The sequence below is a fragment of the Micromonospora endolithica genome (assembly GCF_003626595.1).
Taxonomy (GTDB): Bacteria; Actinomycetota; Actinomycetes; order Mycobacteriales; family Micromonosporaceae; genus Micromonospora; species Micromonospora endolithica.
Genome location: NZ_RBAK01000013.1, coordinates 148,458 through 166,870, shown reverse-complemented (window position 1 = coordinate 166,870; position 18,413 = coordinate 148,458). Strand labels below are relative to the sequence as shown.

General features: G+C 75.3%; 16 protein-coding genes. 5 read left to right on the top strand and 11 right to left on the bottom strand.

Annotated features, from left to right (window positions below; genetic code table 11):
- Nucleotides 1-33: 33 nt before the first annotated feature.
- The 5 genes from egtC to D7223_RS26450 all read right to left on the bottom strand — a co-directional run bounded on the left by egtC (nt 34) and on the right by D7223_RS26450 (nt 5,011).
- A complete protein-coding gene (egtC, locus tag D7223_RS26470) occupies nt 34-780 on the bottom strand; it encodes an ergothioneine biosynthesis protein EgtC (RefSeq protein WP_120731217.1) in 747 nt (248 codons plus the stop codon).
- Between the two features lie 46 nt (nt 781-826).
- On the bottom strand, nt 827-2,161 hold the full coding sequence (gene egtB, locus D7223_RS26465) for an ergothioneine biosynthesis protein EgtB (protein ID WP_120731215.1): 1,335 nt from the start codon (nt 2,159-2,161) through the stop codon (nt 827-829).
- Nucleotides 2,158-3,393: a glutamate-cysteine ligase family protein gene (locus tag D7223_RS26460; RefSeq protein ID WP_120731212.1), complete on the bottom strand. Its 1,236-nt coding sequence runs from the start codon at nt 3,391-3,393 to the stop codon at nt 2,158-2,160. The genes egtB and D7223_RS26460 overlap by 4 nt, the downstream gene beginning before the upstream one ends.
- 211 nt (nt 3,394-3,604) lie before the next feature.
- A complete protein-coding gene (locus D7223_RS34035) occupies nt 3,605-4,363 on the bottom strand; it encodes a hypothetical protein (RefSeq protein ID WP_120731210.1) in 759 nt (252 codons plus the stop codon).
- Nucleotides 4,364-4,378: 15 nt separating this feature from the next.
- The gene (locus D7223_RS26450; RefSeq protein WP_120731208.1) at nt 4,379-5,011 is read right to left on the bottom strand and encodes an RNA polymerase sigma factor; all 633 of its coding nucleotides are present in this window, start codon (nt 5,009-5,011) and stop codon (nt 4,379-4,381) included.
- Between the two features lie 533 nt (nt 5,012-5,544).
- Here D7223_RS26450 and D7223_RS26445 point away from each other — a divergent pair.
- Entirely contained in the window at nt 5,545-6,930 is a 1,386-nt protein-coding gene (locus D7223_RS26445) for a serine/threonine-protein kinase (RefSeq protein WP_120731279.1), read from the top strand.
- Between the two features lie 4 nt (nt 6,931-6,934).
- Here D7223_RS26445 and D7223_RS26440 read toward each other — a convergent pair whose 3' ends face one another.
- From D7223_RS26440 to D7223_RS26425, 4 genes are all read right to left on the bottom strand, one after another.
- Entirely contained in the window at nt 6,935-9,418 is a 2,484-nt protein-coding gene (locus tag D7223_RS26440; protein ID WP_120731207.1) for an FtsX-like permease family protein, read from the bottom strand.
- Between the two features lie 145 nt (nt 9,419-9,563).
- Nucleotides 9,564-10,229 carry a response regulator gene (locus D7223_RS26435; protein WP_120731205.1) on the bottom strand — a complete coding sequence of 222 codons (666 nt, stop codon included), beginning with the start codon at nt 10,227-10,229 and terminating at the stop codon, nt 9,564-9,566.
- The gene (locus tag D7223_RS26430; protein WP_120731277.1) at nt 10,226-11,467 is read right to left on the bottom strand and encodes a sensor histidine kinase; all 1,242 of its coding nucleotides are present in this window, start codon (nt 11,465-11,467) and stop codon (nt 10,226-10,228) included. Before D7223_RS26430 ends, D7223_RS26435 begins: the two co-directional genes overlap by 4 nt.
- 28 nt (nt 11,468-11,495) lie before the next feature.
- A complete protein-coding gene (locus D7223_RS26425; RefSeq protein WP_120731203.1) occupies nt 11,496-12,209 on the bottom strand; it encodes a DUF305 domain-containing protein in 714 nt (237 codons plus the stop codon).
- A 139-nt stretch (nt 12,210-12,348) separates the two neighbouring features.
- Between D7223_RS26425 and D7223_RS26420 the strand changes: the two genes are divergently transcribed.
- The gene (locus D7223_RS26420) at nt 12,349-13,791 is read left to right on the top strand and encodes an LVIVD repeat-containing protein (RefSeq protein WP_120731202.1); all 1,443 of its coding nucleotides are present in this window, start codon (nt 12,349-12,351) and stop codon (nt 13,789-13,791) included.
- Between the two features lie 103 nt (nt 13,792-13,894).
- Here the strand turns inward: D7223_RS26420 and D7223_RS26415 are convergent, their stop codons facing one another.
- Nucleotides 13,895-14,884 carry a sigma-70 family RNA polymerase sigma factor gene (locus D7223_RS26415; protein ID WP_120731199.1) on the bottom strand — a complete coding sequence of 330 codons (990 nt, stop codon included), beginning with the start codon at nt 14,882-14,884 and terminating at the stop codon, nt 13,895-13,897.
- A gap of 105 nt (nt 14,885-14,989) precedes the next feature.
- Here D7223_RS26415 and D7223_RS26410 point away from each other — a divergent pair, with 105 nt between their 5' ends.
- The 3 genes from D7223_RS26410 to D7223_RS26400 all read left to right on the top strand — a co-directional run bounded on the left by D7223_RS26410 (nt 14,990) and on the right by D7223_RS26400 (nt 16,848).
- Nucleotides 14,990-15,610: a maleylpyruvate isomerase family mycothiol-dependent enzyme gene (locus D7223_RS26410; RefSeq protein ID WP_120731197.1), complete on the top strand. Its 621-nt coding sequence runs from the start codon at nt 14,990-14,992 to the stop codon at nt 15,608-15,610.
- Between the two features lie 150 nt (nt 15,611-15,760).
- Nucleotides 15,761-16,489 carry a hypothetical protein gene (locus D7223_RS26405; protein ID WP_120731195.1) on the top strand — a complete coding sequence of 243 codons (729 nt, stop codon included), beginning with the start codon at nt 15,761-15,763 and terminating at the stop codon, nt 16,487-16,489.
- On the top strand, nt 16,486-16,848 hold the full coding sequence (locus D7223_RS26400; protein WP_120731194.1) for a winged helix-turn-helix domain-containing protein: 363 nt from the start codon (nt 16,486-16,488) through the stop codon (nt 16,846-16,848). The genes D7223_RS26405 and D7223_RS26400 overlap by 4 nt, the downstream gene beginning before the upstream one ends.
- On the opposite strand, the gene D7223_RS26395 is transcribed toward D7223_RS26400, so the two are convergent.
- Nucleotides 16,826-18,412, bottom strand: coding sequence for an asparagine synthetase B family protein (locus D7223_RS26395; RefSeq protein ID WP_120731192.1), 1,587 nt, complete (start codon nt 18,410-18,412; stop codon nt 16,826-16,828). The genes D7223_RS26400 and D7223_RS26395 overlap by 23 nt on opposite strands.
- Nucleotide 18,413: the final 1 nt, after the last annotated feature.

Below are 18,413 nucleotides of genomic sequence, written 5' to 3'. Positions count from 1 at the left end.
TCGCGCCGCCGGTCGCCCGGACGGCGGCGGTGCTCAGGTCTCGACCAGGGCGCGTACCCGCACCTCGGTGGCGGTCGCCTCCACCAGGTGCCGGTCCGGCACCGGCCGCCAGCCCGGGTCGTCGTCGTGCGGCTCCGACGCCAGCAGGACCGACGCCGGGGTGGCGCGCACCGACAGCGCGTGCCCGGCCACGCTGGCCACCACCGTGCGGCCGTCGGTGAGCAGCAGGTTCAGTCGCGACCCGGGAGCCGCCGCCGCCACCGCGGTGACCGTCTCGGCGACCGCCCGGGCCGGTTTCACCCCGGCCCGCAGCCGGTGCCGGACCAGCGCCCACAGCAGCGCCGAGTCGGTGACGGCGTCGAGGGTCAACAGGTCCCGCACCGGCAGCGCGCCGGCCAGCGGCACCACCGAGTCCGGCCAGCCACGCACCACGCCGTTGTGGCTGAACAGCCACCGCCCCTCGGCGAACGGCGCGGCGGCCTCGTCGCGTACCGCCATGCCGACGGTCGCCGAGCGGACCGCCGCGAGCACCGCGCCGGCCGAGGTGACCGCGGCCACCTGCGCGATCGTCGGGTCGGTCCAGATCGGCTGGGCCCGCCGGTACCGCACCGGCTCGCCGTCGCCGGGGTACCAGCCGATGCCGAACCCGTCGGCGTTGATCGTCCCGCCGCCGCGCATGTCGCGCGGCGCCCAGGACTGGCGCAGCAGCGAGTACGGCGGGTCGAACAGCAGCTCACGCAGGCTGACCGGCGGCCCCAGGTAGGCCAGGTGGCGACACATCAGCGGGCACCGCCGGCCGGACCCGGCCGGAGCGTCACCGGCGCGGTCACCGGTACGCCTCCTCGGGGCGGGCGTCCCGGGCGCAGCGGAAACCGCTGAAGATCTGCCGGCGGATCGGGTAGTCCCAGTTGCGGAAGGTGCCCCGGCAGGCCGACCGGTCGGTGCCGAAGGACCCGCCGCGCAGCACCCGGTGCTCGTCGCCGAAGAAGACCTCCGAGTATTCCCGGTACGGGAAGGCGGTGAAGCCCGGATATCCCCGGAAGGTGCTGGAGGTCCACTCCCACACGTCGCCGATCAGCTGGTGCACGCCCAGCGGAGACGCGCCCGCCGGGTAGGCGCCGACCGGTGCCGGCCACAGGTGTCGCTGGCCCAGGTTGGCGTGCTCGCCGGTCGGGTCGTCGTCCCCCCACGGATGACGGCGGGACCGACCGGTGGCCGGATCCCACCGGGCGGCCTTCTCCCACTCCGCCTCGGTGGGCAGGCGCTTGCCGGCCCACGCCGCGTACGCCTGCGCCTCGTACCAGCAGACGTGCACCACCGGTTCGTCGTCGCGCACCGCCGACCACCGGCCGAAGCGCCGGTATGCCCAGCCGTCACCGTCGCGCCGCCAGTGCAGCGGCGCGTCCAGCCCCTCCTCCTGCCGGTGCCGCCAGCCCGCCGCACTCCACCAGCGCTGGTCGTGGTAGCCGCCGTCGGCGATGAACTCCCGGTAACGCCCGTTGGTGACCGGCGCGGCGTCGATCACGTAGGCCGGCAGGTGCACCCGGTGCGCGGGACGTTCGTTGTCCAGCGCCCACGGGTCGGTGTCGGTGCCCATGGTGAACTCACCGGCCGGCACCAGCACCTCCCCGCCGACCGCGGTACGCGGCTCCGGCGGCGGCGGGGCGGCCAGCGCCGGCGGGCCGTCGCGCAACTGGTGGGTGGCGAGCATCGTCTCGTCGTGCTGCTGCTCGTGCTGGACGATCATGCCGAAGGCGAACCCGTCGGCGACCAGTGGCCGGTCGGTGAACGCGATCCGGTCCAGCAGGTCGTACACCTTGTCCCGGACCGTGGCGACGTACGCGCGGGCCTCCGCCGGCGGCAGCAGCGGCAGCGACGGGCGGTCCCGCCGGGGCTGCTTGAACGCGTCGTACAGGTCGTCGATGTCCCGCCGGACCGCCGGGCGCCCGCCGACGTCGCGGACCAACCACAGCTCCTCCTGGTTGCCGACGTGGGCGAGGTCCCAGACCAGTGGCGACATCAGCGGCGAGTGCTGCCGGGTCAGGTCCGCGTCGTCCACCACCCCGGTGAGCAGCGCGGTGCGGGCCCGGGTGCGTTCCAGTTCCTCGGCGATGCGGGCGCGCAGTTCCTCCGCACCCGGGCCGGTCGTCGTGTCCGTCACCGGTTCCTCCTCCCCGCGACGGCGCGTCGCCGCCGTACGCCTCGGTCGATCTCCTCGTGCAGGTCCGGCGGCAGCCCCAGCCCGGGCAAAGCGGTCCGGGCCAGGTCGAACAACTCGACGGCCGTGTCGGCGAGAGCGGGATCGCGCAGGCCGTGCCGGGCCGCGGCCACCCAGCGGTGCGCCTGCGGCGCGGCCACCGCGTAGGCCCGCCGGGTGGTGCCGGCATCGGCGAGCAGCGCGCTGAGCACCGCCAACGGCAGCGTCCACTCCCGGCCGGGCTGCGCGTCGAGGTAGCGCACCTCCAGGTAGCCGCGCGGGCGTACCGGCGGGAACAGGGTGCTCACGTGGTAGTCGAGGTCGTCGGTGGTGGGCGGGCGCGGCAGCGCCCCGTCCAGCCAGTCGGCGAAGGTGACCCCGGCCGGCGGGGTCCAGTCGGGTCCGCCGCGGCGCAGGCAGAGCAGCGGGGCATCCAGCACGTACGCCGTCCAGTCGGTCACCGGGTCCTGGTCGGCCCGCTGCGGCGTCCAGACCGGGCGGGTCCGCGCCGGGTCGATGCGCAGCCAGGCGGCCATCCGGGCCGACGCCCAGCCGGTCGGCCGGCCGGCGTGCCGGTCGGCCGTGGCGAACGCGGCCAGCAGCGGCGGGCCGACCGCGTGCGCCGTCGCCCAGCGGGCGGGCACCTGCGCCGTCTCACCGGCGTCGAGGCAGACCTGGAGCCCGGCGGTGCTGTACATCATCGTGCGGCCGGCCGGTCCGCGACCGTCGAACACCCGCCGCATGGCGCGGTAGCGAGGGGTGTGCACCACCGGTAGCGGTGGGCGGTGCGGGTCGATGCCGCTGCGGCCGAGCACCAGCCCGGCGGCCTCCAACAGACCGGTGAGTTCGGTGACGTCGTCGCGGGTCGCCTGGATCAGCGCGCCGACGGAGGTGCGTGGGGCGGTGGATATCTCCACCTGTCCGCCCGGCTCCACGGTGACCGTGCTGCCGTGCCGCAACGGCGTGGCGGGGCTCGTGCCGTCGAGGGTGGGCGGGCAGTGCCGCCCGAGAGCCACCCGTAGCCGCTCGCCCTCGACCGGGCGGGCGGGATCGGCGGCGTCGTGGACCGTCCATTCCAACTCGACCCCGGTGTGGGTCGGGGGGCCGGTCTTGAAGCAGATCCGGGCCAGGTGCCCGCCCGCCGCGCGCGACGAGGTGAGCACCGTCGGGTGGTCCAGCTCAGGTGACGTCACCACGAATGGGTCCCCCTCACACGACGCCGTGGTCCGGTCTCCGCCACCGTAACCCGACCCACCGACATCGGCGGGCGCGTCGGCGGCCGCACCGTTTTCTGTCTAGCAGACGATCTCCCGGCACCCGGCGGGAACGGCGACCACCCGCGGGAGACAGAGACCGTCCGGCGGGAAACGGCGACGGCGGCGAACGGGGCGACCGGCGCGCGGGTACCTAGTCGGCGTCGCCCTCGTCGGCGTCGCCCTCGCCCTCGTCGGCGTCGCCGTCGACGTCGCTCCGGTCGTCGTCACCCAGCAGTTGCCGGCAGAAGTCCTCCGCCCGCGCGGGGTCGTCGACCGCCGCCGCGAGGTCGGCGAAGCCGGGTTTCTCGAGTGCCTTGGCCCGCTGGGCCGGTGACTTGGCCAGGTAGGCCTTGCACGAGCCGGCCAGCTTGTGGCTCGGGGCGGTGACCGTCCGCCGGTCCTCGGGGGTGCTCGGCGCGACGGCGGGGGTGCTCGGCGCCTCGGCGGACCGCGTGCCGGTGGGCAGGGCCGTGCCGGTGGGCGGGACCGTGCCGGTACGGGTGGGTCGGGTGGGGGTGCTCTCCGCGGGCGTACCGGCGGGGCTCGTGGTCGCCGGGCGGCGCGGTGGCTCCGGGTCGCCGGCACGGTCCAGCGCGACCGCGGCTACGGCGGCACCGGCGGTGGCGGTGACCGCGACGCCGGCGGCCCAGGCGACGGCGCCCGCGGTGAACCGGCGGCGACCCCGGGGGGCGGGCGCGTCCGGCACCGAGGTGCCGGCCCGGGCCGCCCGGAAGGCGGCCAGCGCGGCCTGCTCCCCGGCCAGTTCGGTGGGTCGGGCGGGGGCGTTGGCGGCGGCGAGCAGGTGGGTGAGCGGGTCGGCCCCCGGATCGACGGGCGTCGACCCGGCCGCGTCGAGCAGGCGGTCGGCGGCGTCGCGGTCGTGGGGCCGACCGGCACGGCGGAAGATCATCGCGAGTACCTCATGTCAGCCGTCCGCCGGCTCGGCGTGCGACGCCTGCTGGCGGCGCGCGTCCCGGGGACGAGGCGGGGTGCCCCCCGCGGGGGCCGCCGACGGCTGGCCCGCGTCGTGCCGCTCCATCAGAGCGGCGAGCCGACGCAGCCCGCGGTGGGCGGCCGTGCGCACCGCGCCGGGCCGCCGGCCCAGCACCTGGCCGGCGGTCTCGGCGTCCAGCCCGATGACGGCCCGCAGCAGGACCGCCTCGGCCTCCCGGGGCGGCAGCGTGGCGATCAGCGCGAGCGCCGCCTCGGTCCCGATCGTCTCGCCGGCGCGCTCGGCGGTGTCCGCGTCACCGGCCAGCTCGCTGAGCGCCTGCACCGGTACCGGAAGCGAGGGCCGGCGGCGCTGCCGGCGCAGGTGGTCCATGGCCCGGTTGCGGGCGATCGTGACCGCCCAGGCCCGGAACTCGCCGCCGGTGAAGGTGGGCAGGTCACGGGAGATCTGCAACCACGCCTCGGAGGCCACGTCCTCGGCGTCCGCGCCGACCAGGGCGGTGAGGTAGCGCAGCAGGCCGGGCTGCAGGCTGCGGTAGAGGAACCGGAACGCGTCCTCGTCGCCGGCCTGGGCGCCGCGCACCGCGGCGTCGAGTTCGGCCGTCACGCGGCCGTCCCCCGCCCGGCGGGCGCCCCCGGGCGGGACGCGGCGGACCGGGCGTACGCGACGCCGACCCGGACCTGCTCCCGCACCACCCTCAGCCCCCCGCTGACCATTTGCGCACCCGGCGTGGCGACTCGGGCGGCACGTCCGGACTCTCCCCACGGTGATTCGGCGGCTCGGCCGGCGGCACGCGGGCCGGACCGACACCGTCGGGTGGGCCCGAGTCGCGCTAACGGTAGGAGCAGCGACCCGAACCGACAAGTCGGTCCCGCTCGGCGGGAGAGTGAGAATTATCAAACCGTTCGGACGGCGCGTCGAGGTAACGCGGTGGGCCGGTTGGACGCTCCCGGGACGGAATCGGACCGAATTCCCAGCGTACCGCGCTCCGGGTGACCCGCTTCGTCACGCAGCGTCCGGAAGAGGTGACAGCGTACCGGGTGGACGGGGAGCGCGGACGGCCCGCCGACCCCCACCGGCACCGGCACCGGCGCGGGCGCGGGCGCGACGGCGTCGGCCGGTCTGGGTACGGTGGTGTCGTGCTGTCTTCGGAAGTCGTGCTCAGCGGTCGGTACCGCCTGGACGAACGTGTCGCCACCGGCGGCATGGGCGACGTCTGGCGTGCCACGGACCTGGTCCTCGGCCGGCAGGTCGCGGTCAAGGTCCTGCTGCCGGCACTGGTCTCCGACCCGGACTTCATCGCCCGGTTCCGGGCTGAGGCACGGATCATGGCCGCCCTGCGTCACCCCGGCATCGTCCAGGTCTACGACTGCGGCGAGGACGACCTGCCCGACGGCGGGCGCGCCGACTACCTGGTGATGGAGTTCGTCACCGGCGAGCCGCTGTCCCGGCGGATCGAAGCCGCCGGCCGGCTGGACGTGGCCGAGACGATGTCCATCGTCGCGCAGGCGGCGCAGGCGCTGCACGCCGCGCACAAGGGCGGCATCGTGCACCGCGACGTCAAGCCGAGCAACCTGCTGGTGCAGGAGGACGGCACCGTCGTACTCGTCGACTTCGGGGTGGCCCGTTCCACCAACGTCACCAGCATCACCAGCACCAACGCGGTGCCCGGCACCGCCCTCTACATGGCGCCCGAGCAGGCCGCCGGGCGCCCGGTGTCCGGCGCGACGGACATCTACGCCCTGGGCGCGGTGGCGTACTGCTGCCTGAGCGGGAGCCCGCCGTTCACCGGCGACAACCCGCTCCAGGTCGCCGTCCGGCACCTCGACGACGAGCCGCCGGAGCTGTCCCACGACATCCCGGAGGCGGTGCGGGCCCTGGTGTCCCGCGCGTTGGCCAAGGACCCGGCGGACCGGTTCAGCAGCGGCGCGGCGATGGCGGAGGCGGCACGGGCTGCCGTCTCGGACCCGACGGCGGCCACCGCGACGGTCGCCGCCGCCGGGGTCGGCGCGCTGCGCGCCGCCGGCCCGAGCACCCGCGCCGACGCCCGGGCCGTCCCGCCGGCCGGTGCCGCCCGCCGCGGTCGCGGCCCGTTGGTCGGTGCGGCGGCGGCGGTCCTGGTGGGACTGGCCGGGCTGGCCACCGCGCTCGGCGTCACCGGCGCGGCCAACGCGCCGGACGGGGTGAAGCTGCCCACGACCTCCGCACCGGCGGCAGAGCCCACCGGCGGCGAGGCGACACCGGGGGCGCCCGAGGTGCCCGCGGCGCCCGTCGACGACCAGCCGTACGTGCCGTTGGGCTCGACCAGCCGGCCTTCCGCGTCGCCCACCTCGACCGCGTCCGCGCCGCCGACCAGCCCGGTCACCACCCGGCCGACGACCGCGCCCACCACGGCCGCGCCTCCGCCGAGCAGCGCGCCGGCCACCACCCCCGCCCCGGAGCCCACCACGGAGCCGCCACCCCCACCACCGCCGACGACGGCGGCGCCCACCACCGAGCCCGAGGTCCCGCCCGGCGACCAGTGACCGGTCACTGGTCGCCGAGGGCCTCCACCACCGGCCGGGCCAGCGCCCGGCGGGCCGGCAGCACCGAGGCGACGAGCGCGGCGGCCACCGCGACGCCGACGATCAGACCGAGCCGCCCGAGCGGCAGCGCCACGGTGAAGTCCCCGCTGATCCGGCCGAGCAACGCCATCGCCGCGGCGCTCACCCCGGTGCCCAGCGCGATGCCGAGCACCACACCCACGCCGGCGGTCAGGACCGCCTCGACCGCGAGCATCGCCCGCATCCCGCCCCGGCTCAGCCCGACCGCCCGCAGCACCGCGTTCTCCCGGGTCCGCTCCAGCACCGACAGGCCCAGCGTGTTGGCCACCCCGACCAACGCGATGACCACCGCCAGCCCGAGCAGCGCGGTGACGAACGCGAGCAGCATGTCCACCGTGCCGGTCAGCATCTTCTTGTAGGCGCCCTGGTCGAGCAGGTTGACCGTCGGATAGCGGGCCACCACCGACTCGATCGCCGACCGGGCCCGCCCGGCGGAGACACCGGCGGCCGGTTCGATCTCGGCCAGGTGCCCCCGCTCGGCGGGGTAGAGCACGGCGAAGTCCTCGTCGACCAGATGCACCACGTGACCGGGCGGCACCGGTCCGCCGGCCGGGGGCGGCCGGTCGTCGGTAACCACGGCGACCACCCGGAACGGGCGACCGGCAACGGTGACGGTGGCGCCCACCCCCCAGCCCCGCGACGCCGCCAGTTCCGCACCGACCAGCGCCCGGCCGGGTCCGAGGCGGCCCGGTTCGCCGGCGACCACCCCGGTCAGCGTTCGTCGCACCAGGGCGGGGTGGGAGGCACGCACCTCCGTCCCGGAGTCGACCACGGCGCGCCACTCGTGCACGACCGCCAGCTCGTCCCGGGCCCGCAGCTCCGCGGCCAGCGGCGCGGGCAGGTTTCCGCCGACCCCGGTGACCAGCCAGTCGACCCCGATCTCGGCGTCCACGCTGCGTTCGATGCCGATCCGCGTGCTGTGCGCACCGACCACGAAGGCGGACACCAGTCCGATGCCGATCACCAGCGCGGTGGCGGTCGCGGCGACCCGCCGGGGGTTGCGGACCGCGTTGGCGACGGCCAGGTCACCGGGCACCCCGAGCAACCGCCGCACCGGCGCGCCGAGGACCCGCACCAGGGCCGGCACCAGCACCGGCCCGAGCAGGACGAGACCGAGGAAGGCCAGCGTCCCACCGGCGGCGACCAGCGGGATCAGCATGGCGTACGGGGCGGCTACCAGGGCGGCGACGCCGGCGGTGAGGACCAGGGCGCCGACGGTCGACCGGACCGGGCCCGGTCGTCGGGCGGGTGCCACGACGGCGTCGGCGAGGGCGGCCACCGGGGCCACCCGGGTGCCCTTCCACGCCGGCACCAGCGCGGCGCCGACCGTGACGACGGTACCCACGGCCAGGCTGGCCGCCACCGCCGGCACGGTGACCACGAGCCGCCCGGAGACCGGGAGGTCGGCTCGGCCGAGCAGGGCGTCCAGGCCGGCGGCCAGCGCGATCCCGAGCAGCACGCCGGCCGCGGAGGCGACCACACCGACCACGGCCGCCTCGGCGACGGCGGCGCGGAACAACTGCCCCCGGGTCGCGCCGACCACGCGCAGCAGCGCGGTGCGCCGGGTGCGCTGGGCGGCCACGATGGCGAAGGTGTTGGCGATCACGAAGCCGGCCACCACGACCGCCACCCCGGCGAACGTCAGCAGCGCCAGGTTGAACTGGTCCAGGTCGCGGACGGCGTCGGTGACCGCGTCGTCGAGGATCCGCTGGCGGGTCTTGACCGTGGCGCCCGGGCCGGCCACCGCGGCCACCGCCGCGACCAGCCCGGCGTCCGCGGCGCCGGGCGCGGCGGCGACCATGACCCGGTCGTAGCCGGGACGCCCGGAGACGGCGAGCGCGTCGACGCCGACCAGGCCGACGAACGGCCCGCCGACGTCGCGGGTGGTGCCGGCCACGTCGACGGTCCCGACCAGGGTGTACGCGCGGGCCGGTCCCCCGTCGCCGCCGACCCGGACCGGATCACCGACGGCGAGGTCCTGCTCGGCCGCGGTCGGCGCGTCGAGCACCACCTCACCGGGTCGGTCCGGCAACCGTCCGGACACCAGGTCGTACGAGCGCAGCGCCCGGTCGGTGGGGATCGCGGCCAGGACGGTGTAGCCCAGCACCGGGCGGCCGTCGGCGCCGACGATCCCGGCGGTGGTCACGAGTTCCCCCGCGGCGGCGGCCACCCCGTCGACGGCGCGGACCCGGTCGACGAGCCCGGCCGGCAGGGACTCCCGCCCGATCGGGTGCACGGCCAGGTCGGTGTGCCGGTCGAAGGCCCCGGCCCGGTCGTACGCGCCGGCACGCATGCCGTCCACGACGATCAGGGTGCCGGCGACGAAGGCGACACCGATGACGACGGCCAGGGCGGACAGGAACAGGTGCCGCGCGTCGGCGCGCACCGAGCGCAGGGTCGACCGGATCATGGTGCTCCCCGTGGAGATCGTGGCCAGGACGTCTCCGACGCTAGGGAGGGCACCGGCCGGCCCGCGTCCACCGGCACGCTCGACGGCTGTACGACCACGGGGTGGTCGGCCCCGCCGGTGGGTACGACCCGGGGTGTACGCGGGGTCAGCCGCCGGGAGTCACCAGGCCGCTCTCGTACGCCAGGACCACCGCCTGCACCCGGTCGCGGAGCTGGAGTTTGGCCAGTATCCGCCCGACGTGCGTCTTGACCGTCGCCTCGGCGACGTGCAACCGGGCGGCGATCTCGGCGTTGGCCAGTCCCTGCGCGACGAGCAGCAGGATCTCCCGCTCCCGCTCGGTGAGCTGGGCCAGGCGGGGGTCCGCGGCGGGGCCGGGACCGAGCTGGCCGGCGAAGCGGTCGAGCAGCCGGCGGGTGATCGACGGGGCCACCACCGAGTCGCCCTGCGCGACCACCCGGATCGCGGCCAGCAGCTCCTCCGGGGGCACGTTCTTGAGCAGGAAGCCGCTGGCACCGGCCCGCAGCGCGGCGAACGCGTCCGCCTCGGTGTCGAACGTGGTCAACACCAGCACCCGGGGCGGGCCGGGCGGACGGGCGGCGCAGATCCGGCGGGTCGCCTCGACGCCGTCCATGGCCGGCATCCGCACGTCCATCACCACCACGTCGGCCTCGACGCGGGCCAGGACGCGCAGCGCGTCGGCGCCGTCGATCGCCTCGCCGACTACCTCCAGGTCGGGCTGGGAGTCCAGCACCATCCGGAACCCGGCGCGCACCAGCGCCTGGTCGTCCACGATCACCACCCGCACGGTCACGCCGCGACCACCTCCGCTCCGGGCGTCGAGGGTAGCGGCAGCCGCGCCTCGACCCGCCAGCCCCCGCCCGGTCGGGGTCCGGCGGTGAGGCTGCCGTCGTACACGCCGACCCGCTCGCGCATGCCCAACAGACCGTGACCGCCGGACGGCGCCGGCCGGACCGGCGGTCGGCCGCGCCCGTCGTCGACCACCCGAACCACGACGGCGCCTTCGGGCCGGTCCAGGCCCACCTCGACGCCGGCACCGACCCCGGCGTGCTTGAGCGCGTTGGTCAGCCCCTCCTGCACCACCCGGTAGAGGGTCAGCTCCAGCCCCGGCGGCAGCGCCGGAGGGTCGTCGGCGGCCGACCAGCGGACCCGCAGGCCGGCGTCGCGGAAGCGGTCCAGCAGGGCGGGCAGTTCGGCCAGCGCCGGCCGGCGGTGCGCCGGCTCGGCGGCGACCCCCGGCGCGTCCGGCGCACCGTTCGCGGCGGGCGCGACCGCCGTCTCCGGCGGGCTCGGTTCGCGGAGTACGCCGACCAGCCGCCGCATCTCCTCCAGGGCGACCCGGCCGGTGTCGGCCACCACCTTGACCGCCGCCCGGGCGGTCTCCGGATCCCGGTCGAGGGTGAACCGGGCCCCGTCGGCCTGCACGATCATCACCGCCAAACTGTGCGCGACGACGTCGTGCAGTTCCCGGGCGATGCGGGTGCGCTCCTCGGCGACGGCGGCCCGCGCCTCGGCCTCGCGTTCCCGCTCCAGGGTCGCGGCCCGTTCCTCCAGGCTGAGCACGTAGAGCCGGCGGGTCCGGACGTTCAGCGCGGCCAGGAAGACGCCGCCGGTGATCAGTCCGAAGTAGATGGTGGTGGCCCACCAGGGCGCCTCGCCCGGCGTCTGGACGGCGGCCAGCACCACTCCGACGGCGGCGACGACGCCGGCCAGGACGCCGTCGCGCAGGCGTTCGGCGTACTTGACCACGCTGTAGAGCGCGACCAGGACGGCGACGTCGAAGGCCAGCGGGCCCCAGCCGGCGGCGACCTGGACCAGCGCGAGGACGGCCACCACCGCCGCGACGGCGCTGGGCCGGACCCGGCGGAACAGCAGTGCCACCGCCATGGCGGCCCCCAGCAGGACGGCCAGCCAGCCACCGGGCTGGTTGCCCGCCCCGGCCAGTCCGACCAGCACCACGCCGAGGGCGACGCACACGTCGAAGGCGACGCTGCGCAGCGGGCGGCCGAACACGGTGCGGTTCACGGTCACCCAGCGTACGTGCCGGCCCACACCGGGGTCAGGAGGCCAGCAGAGTCCGCATCCGGTCGATCTCGACGGCCTGCTCGGTGGCCACGGCGTTGGCGAACTCGGACAGGGTGAGGTCCGCGCCGACCCGGAGCAGGTCGGTGGCCATCTCGACGGCACCGGCGTGGTGCGCGGTCATCATCTCGACGAAGAGCCGGTCGAAGGCGGCCCCCCGGGTGTCGGCGAGCCGGCGCATCGCCTCCGGCGACTGCATGCCCTTCATGCTGCCGTGGTCGTGCCCGGCGACGTTCTCGGCCAGGCCGCGGGCCTGGAGCCAGCCCCGCATCATGCCGATCTCCGGTCCCTGGCTGGCGCGGATCCGGTCGGCCAGGGCGCGTACGTCGGGGTCGGCCGCGCGCTCCGGCGCCAGCGTGGCCATCTCCAGCGCCTGCGCGTGGTGCGGGATCATCATCCGGACGAACCAGGTGTCCATCGCGTTGTGCGGACGGGGAGCGGCGGCCCCGGCGAGGTCCTCGGCGGGGCGGGTGGCGGCGGTCTCCCCCGGCCGGCCGGGAACGATCACCGCGGGTCCGCCCGGCGCGGCCGGTCCGGCGTCGGCGGTCGGTGCGGTGGCGGTCCCGGCGGCCGGTGCGGCGGCGGGGCCGGGGGCGGCGCCGCGCGAGCCGAGCAGGACGGCCACCACGACGCCGGCGAGCAGGAGGACCGATGTGACGACGGCCAGGGTCCGTACGCGTCGTACGGTCATGGGCGAATCTCCCTCGGTAGAGGTCATGGCGATCTTATCCATTGATGAACCGCCTTAAATGTGATCCGGGTCACATCGATGAGCGTCACCGATTGCTAGGGTTTCGGGCATCGACTACCCCTTGCGAAGGGCGCCGCAGATGCTCAGATCCTCCCTGCCGCGGTCCCGCCGGCTCGCCACCGTCGGCCTGGCCGCGGCCGGCCTCCTCCTCGCCAGCGTCGCCGCCGCCCCACCGGGCAGCGCCGACGTGGCCGTCCGCTCGGCGCCGTCAGGTGCCGCCAACACCATCCCGGGCATCGACGAGATCGTGAGCAGCCCCAACCTCAAGCAGGTCGCCAACCTGCCGAAGGTCGCGCCGCTCGACGCCACCAACAGCGACCTCGCCTTCCAGGGCCGCTACGCGTTCGCCGGCAACTACAACGGCTTCGTCGTCTACGACATCTCCCGGCCCACCGCGCCGACGGTGGTGGCCTCGGTGCTCTGCCCGGGGTCGCAGAACGACATCTCGGTCCGCGGCAACCTGCTCTTCCTGTCCACCGACTCGCCCCGCAGCGACGACTCCTGTTCCAGCACGCAGGTGCCGTCGAGCGAGACGCGGTGGGAGGGCATCCGGATCTTCGACATCAGCGACAAGGCCAACCCGCGCTACGTCAAGAGCGTGCAGACCGCCTGCGGCTCGCACACCCACACCCTGGTCCCGGCGAAGGACCGCCGGTCGGTCTACCTGTACGTGTCGTCGTACGGGCCGTCCGACGCGTACGTGGGTTGCCCGCCGCCGCACGACTCGATCTCGATCGTCAAGGTGCCGGTGAAGAAGCCCACCGACGCGGCCGTGGTGGCCACCCCGAACCTGTTCCCGGACGGCGGGTTCCCGGGTGTGCCGGGCGCCAAGTCGGCGACCAGCGGTTGCCACGACATCACCGCGTACCCGGAGAAGGACCTGGCCGCCGGCGCCTGCATGGGCGACGGCATCCTGCTGGACATCCGCGACCGGGAGGCCCCCCGGGTGATCAACCGGGTGCGGGACACCGAGAACTTCGCGTTCTGGCACTCGGCCACGTTCAACAACGCCGGCACCAAGGTGGTCTTCACCGACGAGCTGGGCGGCGGCGGCGCGGCGACCTGCACCGAGGCCATCGGCCCGAACCGGGGCGCGGACGCGGTCTACGACATCACCGGGCGCGGTGACGCCCGCACCCTGGTCTTCCGCAGCTACTACAAGATCCCCCGCTACAACGCGGAGACCGAGACCTGCGTCGCACACAACGGTTCGCTGATCCCGGTCCCCGGTCGGGACATCATGGTCCAGGCGTGGTACCAGGGCGGCATCTCGGTGTGGGACTTCACCGACTCGGCCAACCCGAAGGAGATCGCGTTCTGGGAGCGCGGCCCGCTCTCGGTGGACCGCCTGGTCGGCGGCGGCAGCTGGTCGGCGTACTGGTACAACGGCTACATCTACTCCAACGACATGGTCAAGGGCCTCGATGTCCTGAAGCTCACCGACTGGCGCACCTGGTTGGCGAACTTCATCCGCTACGACGAGCTGAACGTGCAGACCCAGCCGCGCTACCTGAGCTGGTAACGCCGTCGCACCACACCGGACCCGGTCCCCGCCCGCGGGGGCCGGGTCCGGTCGCGTCCGGACCACGACCGGGTCGCGGCGGCCGTGCCGCGGCGGCGTCGGGTCAGGTCCGCGCCGCGGATCCGTCCAGGACCACCGGGGTGAAGAGCGCGACGAGCCGATCCACGTCGAGGTGGGTGGTGATGCCGGTGACCAGGCCGTCGTGCAGGTCCAGGACGACCAGCCCGAACGGGAGGTGCACGCCGTCCGGGCCGGGTCGGGTCTGCCAGAACGCCGGAGTCCCGTTGGCGGCCACCGGCACCAGCCGCGCGCCGGCGCAGGGGGCGTCGGGCGCCGACAGCGCCGCCCGGATCCGGTCCCGGCCGCGGATCCACCACCGCATCGGCGGCATCGACATCGTCGCGTCCTCGTGCAGCAGGGCCACCAGGGCGGCCACGTCGTGCCGCTCGAACGCCGCGCAGTAGCGCGCGAGCAGGTCGCGCTGGGCCGGGTCGGACGGCCGCCACGGTTCGCCGGCCGGGACGTCCACCGCCCGGAGGGTGGACCGGGCGCGTTGCAGGACACTGGTGACCGCCGGGACGCTCGTGTCCAGCAGGTCGGCCACCTCCTCGGTGCTCCAGCAGAGCACGTCGCGCAGGATCAGCACCGCCCGCTGCCGGGGTGGCAGGTGCTGCAGGGCCGCGACGAACGCGAGGCGGATCGTCTCCCGCCGGATCGCCTGCTCCGCCGGGTCGACGGCGGTGGGCAGCACCAGCGACTCGGGTACCGGCTGGACGAAGACCCGCTCCGACGCCGGTTCGCCGAGCCCCGGGCCGGCGAACGCCGGTGCGCCGAGGTCCACCGGCAGGGCCCGACGCCGGGCGCCGCGGAGCAGGTCCAGGCAGACGTTCGTCGCGATCCGGTACAGCCAGGTGCGCAACGACGCCCGGCCCGCGTCGTAGCGGTCGTACGACCGCCACGCCCGCAGCAGCGTCTCCTGGACCGCGTCCTCGGCCTCGAAGCCCGAGCCGAGCATGCGGTAGCAGTAGCCGGTCAGCTCGATCCGGAACGGCTCCAGTCGGGAGGCTGCCTCGTCGGTCGACGTCGCGGTCACCGCCCGACCATACGCACCGCCGGTGGACCGATGGGTTCGCCGCCGCCGGCTCGTATCCCCTCCGGGAGCGCGGAGACGCCGCGCCCACCGGCAGGAGGAACGAACATGACCGAGGACGTACGGGCGGCGGTGGCCGCCGAACGCCGCGAGCAGGCCGACGTGCTCGCCGGCCTGCGACCGGGGCAGTGGGACGCGCCCACCCTGTGCGACGGCTGGCGGGTACGGGAGGTCGTCGCCCACACCACCCTGCCGTTCCGGGCATCCCTGGCGCGGACGGTTCTCGACCTGGTGAAGGCCCGGGGCGACGTCAACCGGATGGCGGACCGGAGCGCGCGCCGGGACGCGGCCGCGTTGACATCCGCACAGTTGCTCGCCGCACTGCGGGACAACGCCACGCATCCGTGGACGCCACCGGGCGGCGGTCCGCACGGTGCCCTCGCGCACGACGTGATCCACGGACTCGACATCACCGTGGGCCTCGGACTGGACCGGCGGGTTCCCCCCGAACGGGTCGCCCTGGTCCTGGCCGGGATGCGGCCGAGGAACCTCGCGTTCTTCGGCACCGACCTGACCGGCGTCGAGTTGCGCGCGACCGATCTCGACTGGTCGTACGGCACCGGCGACCCGGTCCGGGGGTCGGCGCAGGACCTGCTGCTCGTGCTGTGCGGACGCCGGTTGCCGGCGGGCCGGCTGGACGGCCGGCGCGCCGGGCGCTTCACCCACTGAGACCGCGAGCCGCCGCCACCGCGCGGGCCGGGGCGGGAGCTGCCCTGCGGCATGCCCCCGCCCCGGTCCGCCGGACCCTTGTGGAGCGCCCGCCGGACGCCTAGGCTCTGCATTGCAAAGTACTCGTTGTTTCAGAGTCGGGAGCTGCCGATGGAACCGGACCGCACCACCGAGGCCGAACGGACCCTCGCCCAGCTCGACCGGCTCCGCGACCGCAGCGCCCGCCGCGCCCGGGGCGGCGCCTGGCTGCCCGCGCTCGGCATCGCGGTGCTGCTGCTGGCCAGCTCCGCCCTCTACCAGGCACCGTTCGGCCAGCTCTACGCCATTGAGGGTGAGCACCCCTACTGGGCCGGGCTGCCCGACCAGCAGCGCTCCCCCGTCGCGTCGTACCTGTTCTGGTTCCTCGGCGTTCCGCTGCTGCTCGCCGGCAGCGCCTGGTGGTACCGGCGCCGGGCGCGCCGACTCGGGGTGCGGACGCCGTGGCCGGCGTTCGCCGCCACCGGGCTGGGGGTGCTGCTCCTGCTCGCGGTCATCGCCGCCGTGCCCACCTCGCCGCCACCGGACACCCTCGTCCTGATCGAGGGTCCCTTCTGGCCCGGCCTGCTGACCCCGTTGCTGGCGCCGGCCGCGATGGCCGTCGCGCTGGGCTGGGTGGAACGCAGCCGGGGTCTGGTGGTCGCCGGGGTCTGGATCGTGGCGCTGAGCGCGTGGCTGTGCACCGTCTTCCCGCTCGGCACGGTACCCGGCTGGTTGATCGGCGGTGGACCGGCTCCGGGTCAGTTGGCCTGGCGGCCGGGCCACTACCTTGTCCTGATGGCACTGCCGCTGCTCGCCGTCGCCGCCGCCCGCCTGGTGTCGACCCGCCGGCCCGGGGCATGACCGACCCGCCGCCACACCCGGCCACCGCGCTGGACGACGTGGTGCACCAGCGGGTACGCCTCGGCATCCTCACCGTGCTCAGTGAGATCCCCGAGTGCCGGTTCGCCACGCTCCGCGACGAGCTGGGCCTCACCGACGGCAACCTCAACCGGCACCTGCGGATCCTGGAGGACGCCGGACTGCTCCAGGTGACCAAGGGCTACGAGGGTCGCCGACCGTGCACCTGGCTCAAACTGACCCGGGCCGGCCGCGCCGCGCTGCGCGCCGAGGTGAGCGCCCTGGAACAGCTCGTCGCCCGCATCCACGCCGCCACCGCCCCCGACCGGCGCGACGGGGTTACGGGGTGCGGCGCGGGGTGACCAGGCGGCGGACCACCGGGGCGGCGTTCCACTTCGCCGCGCCGACCAGGTCCCGGGCGTGCTCCAGCACGGTGTAGTCCGGTCGGGCCCGGCCGGCGGCCAGCGCGGCGTCCAGGTCGTTGCCGCAGCGGGTGAGCACGGTGTCGAAGTCCCGGCGCACCGGTTCCAGCAGGTCGTAGCCGAAGGAGCGGTGCAGCCGGGCGAACAGCGGCTTGTAGAGCCGGGCCCGCTCGTGCAGCCCGGAGGAGTACGACATCGGGTTCTTCGGCCGGCGTCGCACGTAGGAAGGGAGCACGTCGGCGAAGGCGTGCCGCACGATCCACTTCTCCTGACCGGCGCGCATCTTGAGCCCGATCGGCAACCGCATCGCCAGCTCCACCACGCTGAGGTCGAGGAACGGCACCCGGGCCTCCACCCCGTACGCCATGCTGGCCCGGTCGACCCGCTGCAACTCGGTGCGGCACAGGTTGCGGATCCGGTGCAGGAACAGCCGGCGGGACGCCTCCGGGCCGACCTGGTGATACATCGGGTAGCCGCCGAACAGCTCGTCCGAGCCGTCCCCGGTGAGCACCACCCTGACGCCCAGCTCGCGCAGCCGGCGGAAGATCGGCACCGAGACCACCGCGTTGATGATGTCGCCGTACTCGGTCAGCTCGGAGATCCGGATGGCCTCCCGGACGTCGGCCAGCCGGATGTCGCGCGGGCGCAGCTCCACCACCTCGTGCGGCACGCCGAGGTCCCGGGCCAGCCGCCGCGCGTAGGCGACGTCCGGGCTGTCCGGCACCCCGACGGTGACCGCGACGCAGTCCGGGTGCATCTCGCTGACGTGCAGCATCGCCAGGGAGCTGTCCAGACCGCCGGAGAGCACCACACCGACGGTCAGGTCGGTGTCCACCCGCATCCGGATGCTGTCGGTGAGGGCGGCACGGACGAGCAGGGCGGCCTCGTCCGGGTCGTCCACCACCGGCAGCCCCGCGCCGAGGGTGAGCAGGTCGACGTACGGGCGCAGCCGGACCGGCCCGTCCGCCTCGGCCCAGCCGTGGTGCCCCGGCGGCACCTCGGCGACCGGCGCGCCGTAGCCCACCAGCGCCTTGACCTCACTGGCCAGGTGCAGGCAGCCGGGCGTGCGGGCCCAGTACAGCGGCTTGACGCCGAGCGGGTCGCGGACCAGGTAGGCCCGGCCGGTGGCCCGCTCCACCACCGCGAACGCGTACTCGCCGCGTAGCCGGGTGACCATGTCCTCGCCCCACCGCAGGTAGGCGGCGAGCACCACCTCGGTGTCGCTGACGGTGCGGAAGCGGTGCCCGAGCCGGGTCAGCTCCGCCCGCAGCTCGTGGTGGTTGAAGACCTCGCCGTTGTAGCAGAGCAACCAGCGTTCGTCGGCGGAGACCCAGGGCTGCACCGCGCGGTCGCGGTCCACCACCGGAAGCCGGCGTACGCCGGCGAGCAGGCCGTTCTCGTACCGGGTCTCGGTCACCTCGCCGCGCGGGGAGAGGGTGGCGAGCATCCGCCGGAAGACCACCGGGTCGGCCTCCGGGCCGAGGCTCACGGCGATGCCGCACATG

Coding starts and splice junctions, on each gene's coding strand:
- D7223_RS26405 (WP_120731195.1), top strand. CDS start 15,761: ATGGAACCGGACCGCACCACCGAGGCCGAACGGACCCTCGCCCAGCTC.
- D7223_RS26410 (WP_120731197.1), top strand. CDS start 14,990: ATGACCGAGGACGTACGGGCGGCGGTGGCCGCCGAACGCCGCGAGCAG.
- D7223_RS26440 (WP_120731207.1), bottom strand. CDS start 9,418: ATGATCCGGTCGACCCTGCGCTCGGTGCGCGCCGACGCGCGGCACCTG.
- egtC (WP_120731217.1), bottom strand. CDS start 780: ATGTGTCGCCACCTGGCCTACCTGGGGCCGCCGGTCAGCCTGCGTGAG.
- D7223_RS26425 (WP_120731203.1), bottom strand. CDS start 12,209: ATGACCGTACGACGCGTACGGACCCTGGCCGTCGTCACATCGGTCCTC.
- D7223_RS26420 (WP_120731202.1), top strand. CDS start 12,349: ATGCTCAGATCCTCCCTGCCGCGGTCCCGCCGGCTCGCCACCGTCGGC.
- D7223_RS26400 (WP_120731194.1), top strand. CDS start 16,486: ATGACCGACCCGCCGCCACACCCGGCCACCGCGCTGGACGACGTGGTG.
- D7223_RS26395 (WP_120731192.1), bottom strand. CDS start 18,412: ATGTGCGGCATCGCCGTGAGCCTCGGCCCGGAGGCCGACCCGGTGGTC.
- D7223_RS34035 (WP_120731210.1), bottom strand. CDS start 4,363: ATGATCTTCCGCCGTGCCGGTCGGCCCCACGACCGCGACGCCGCCGAC.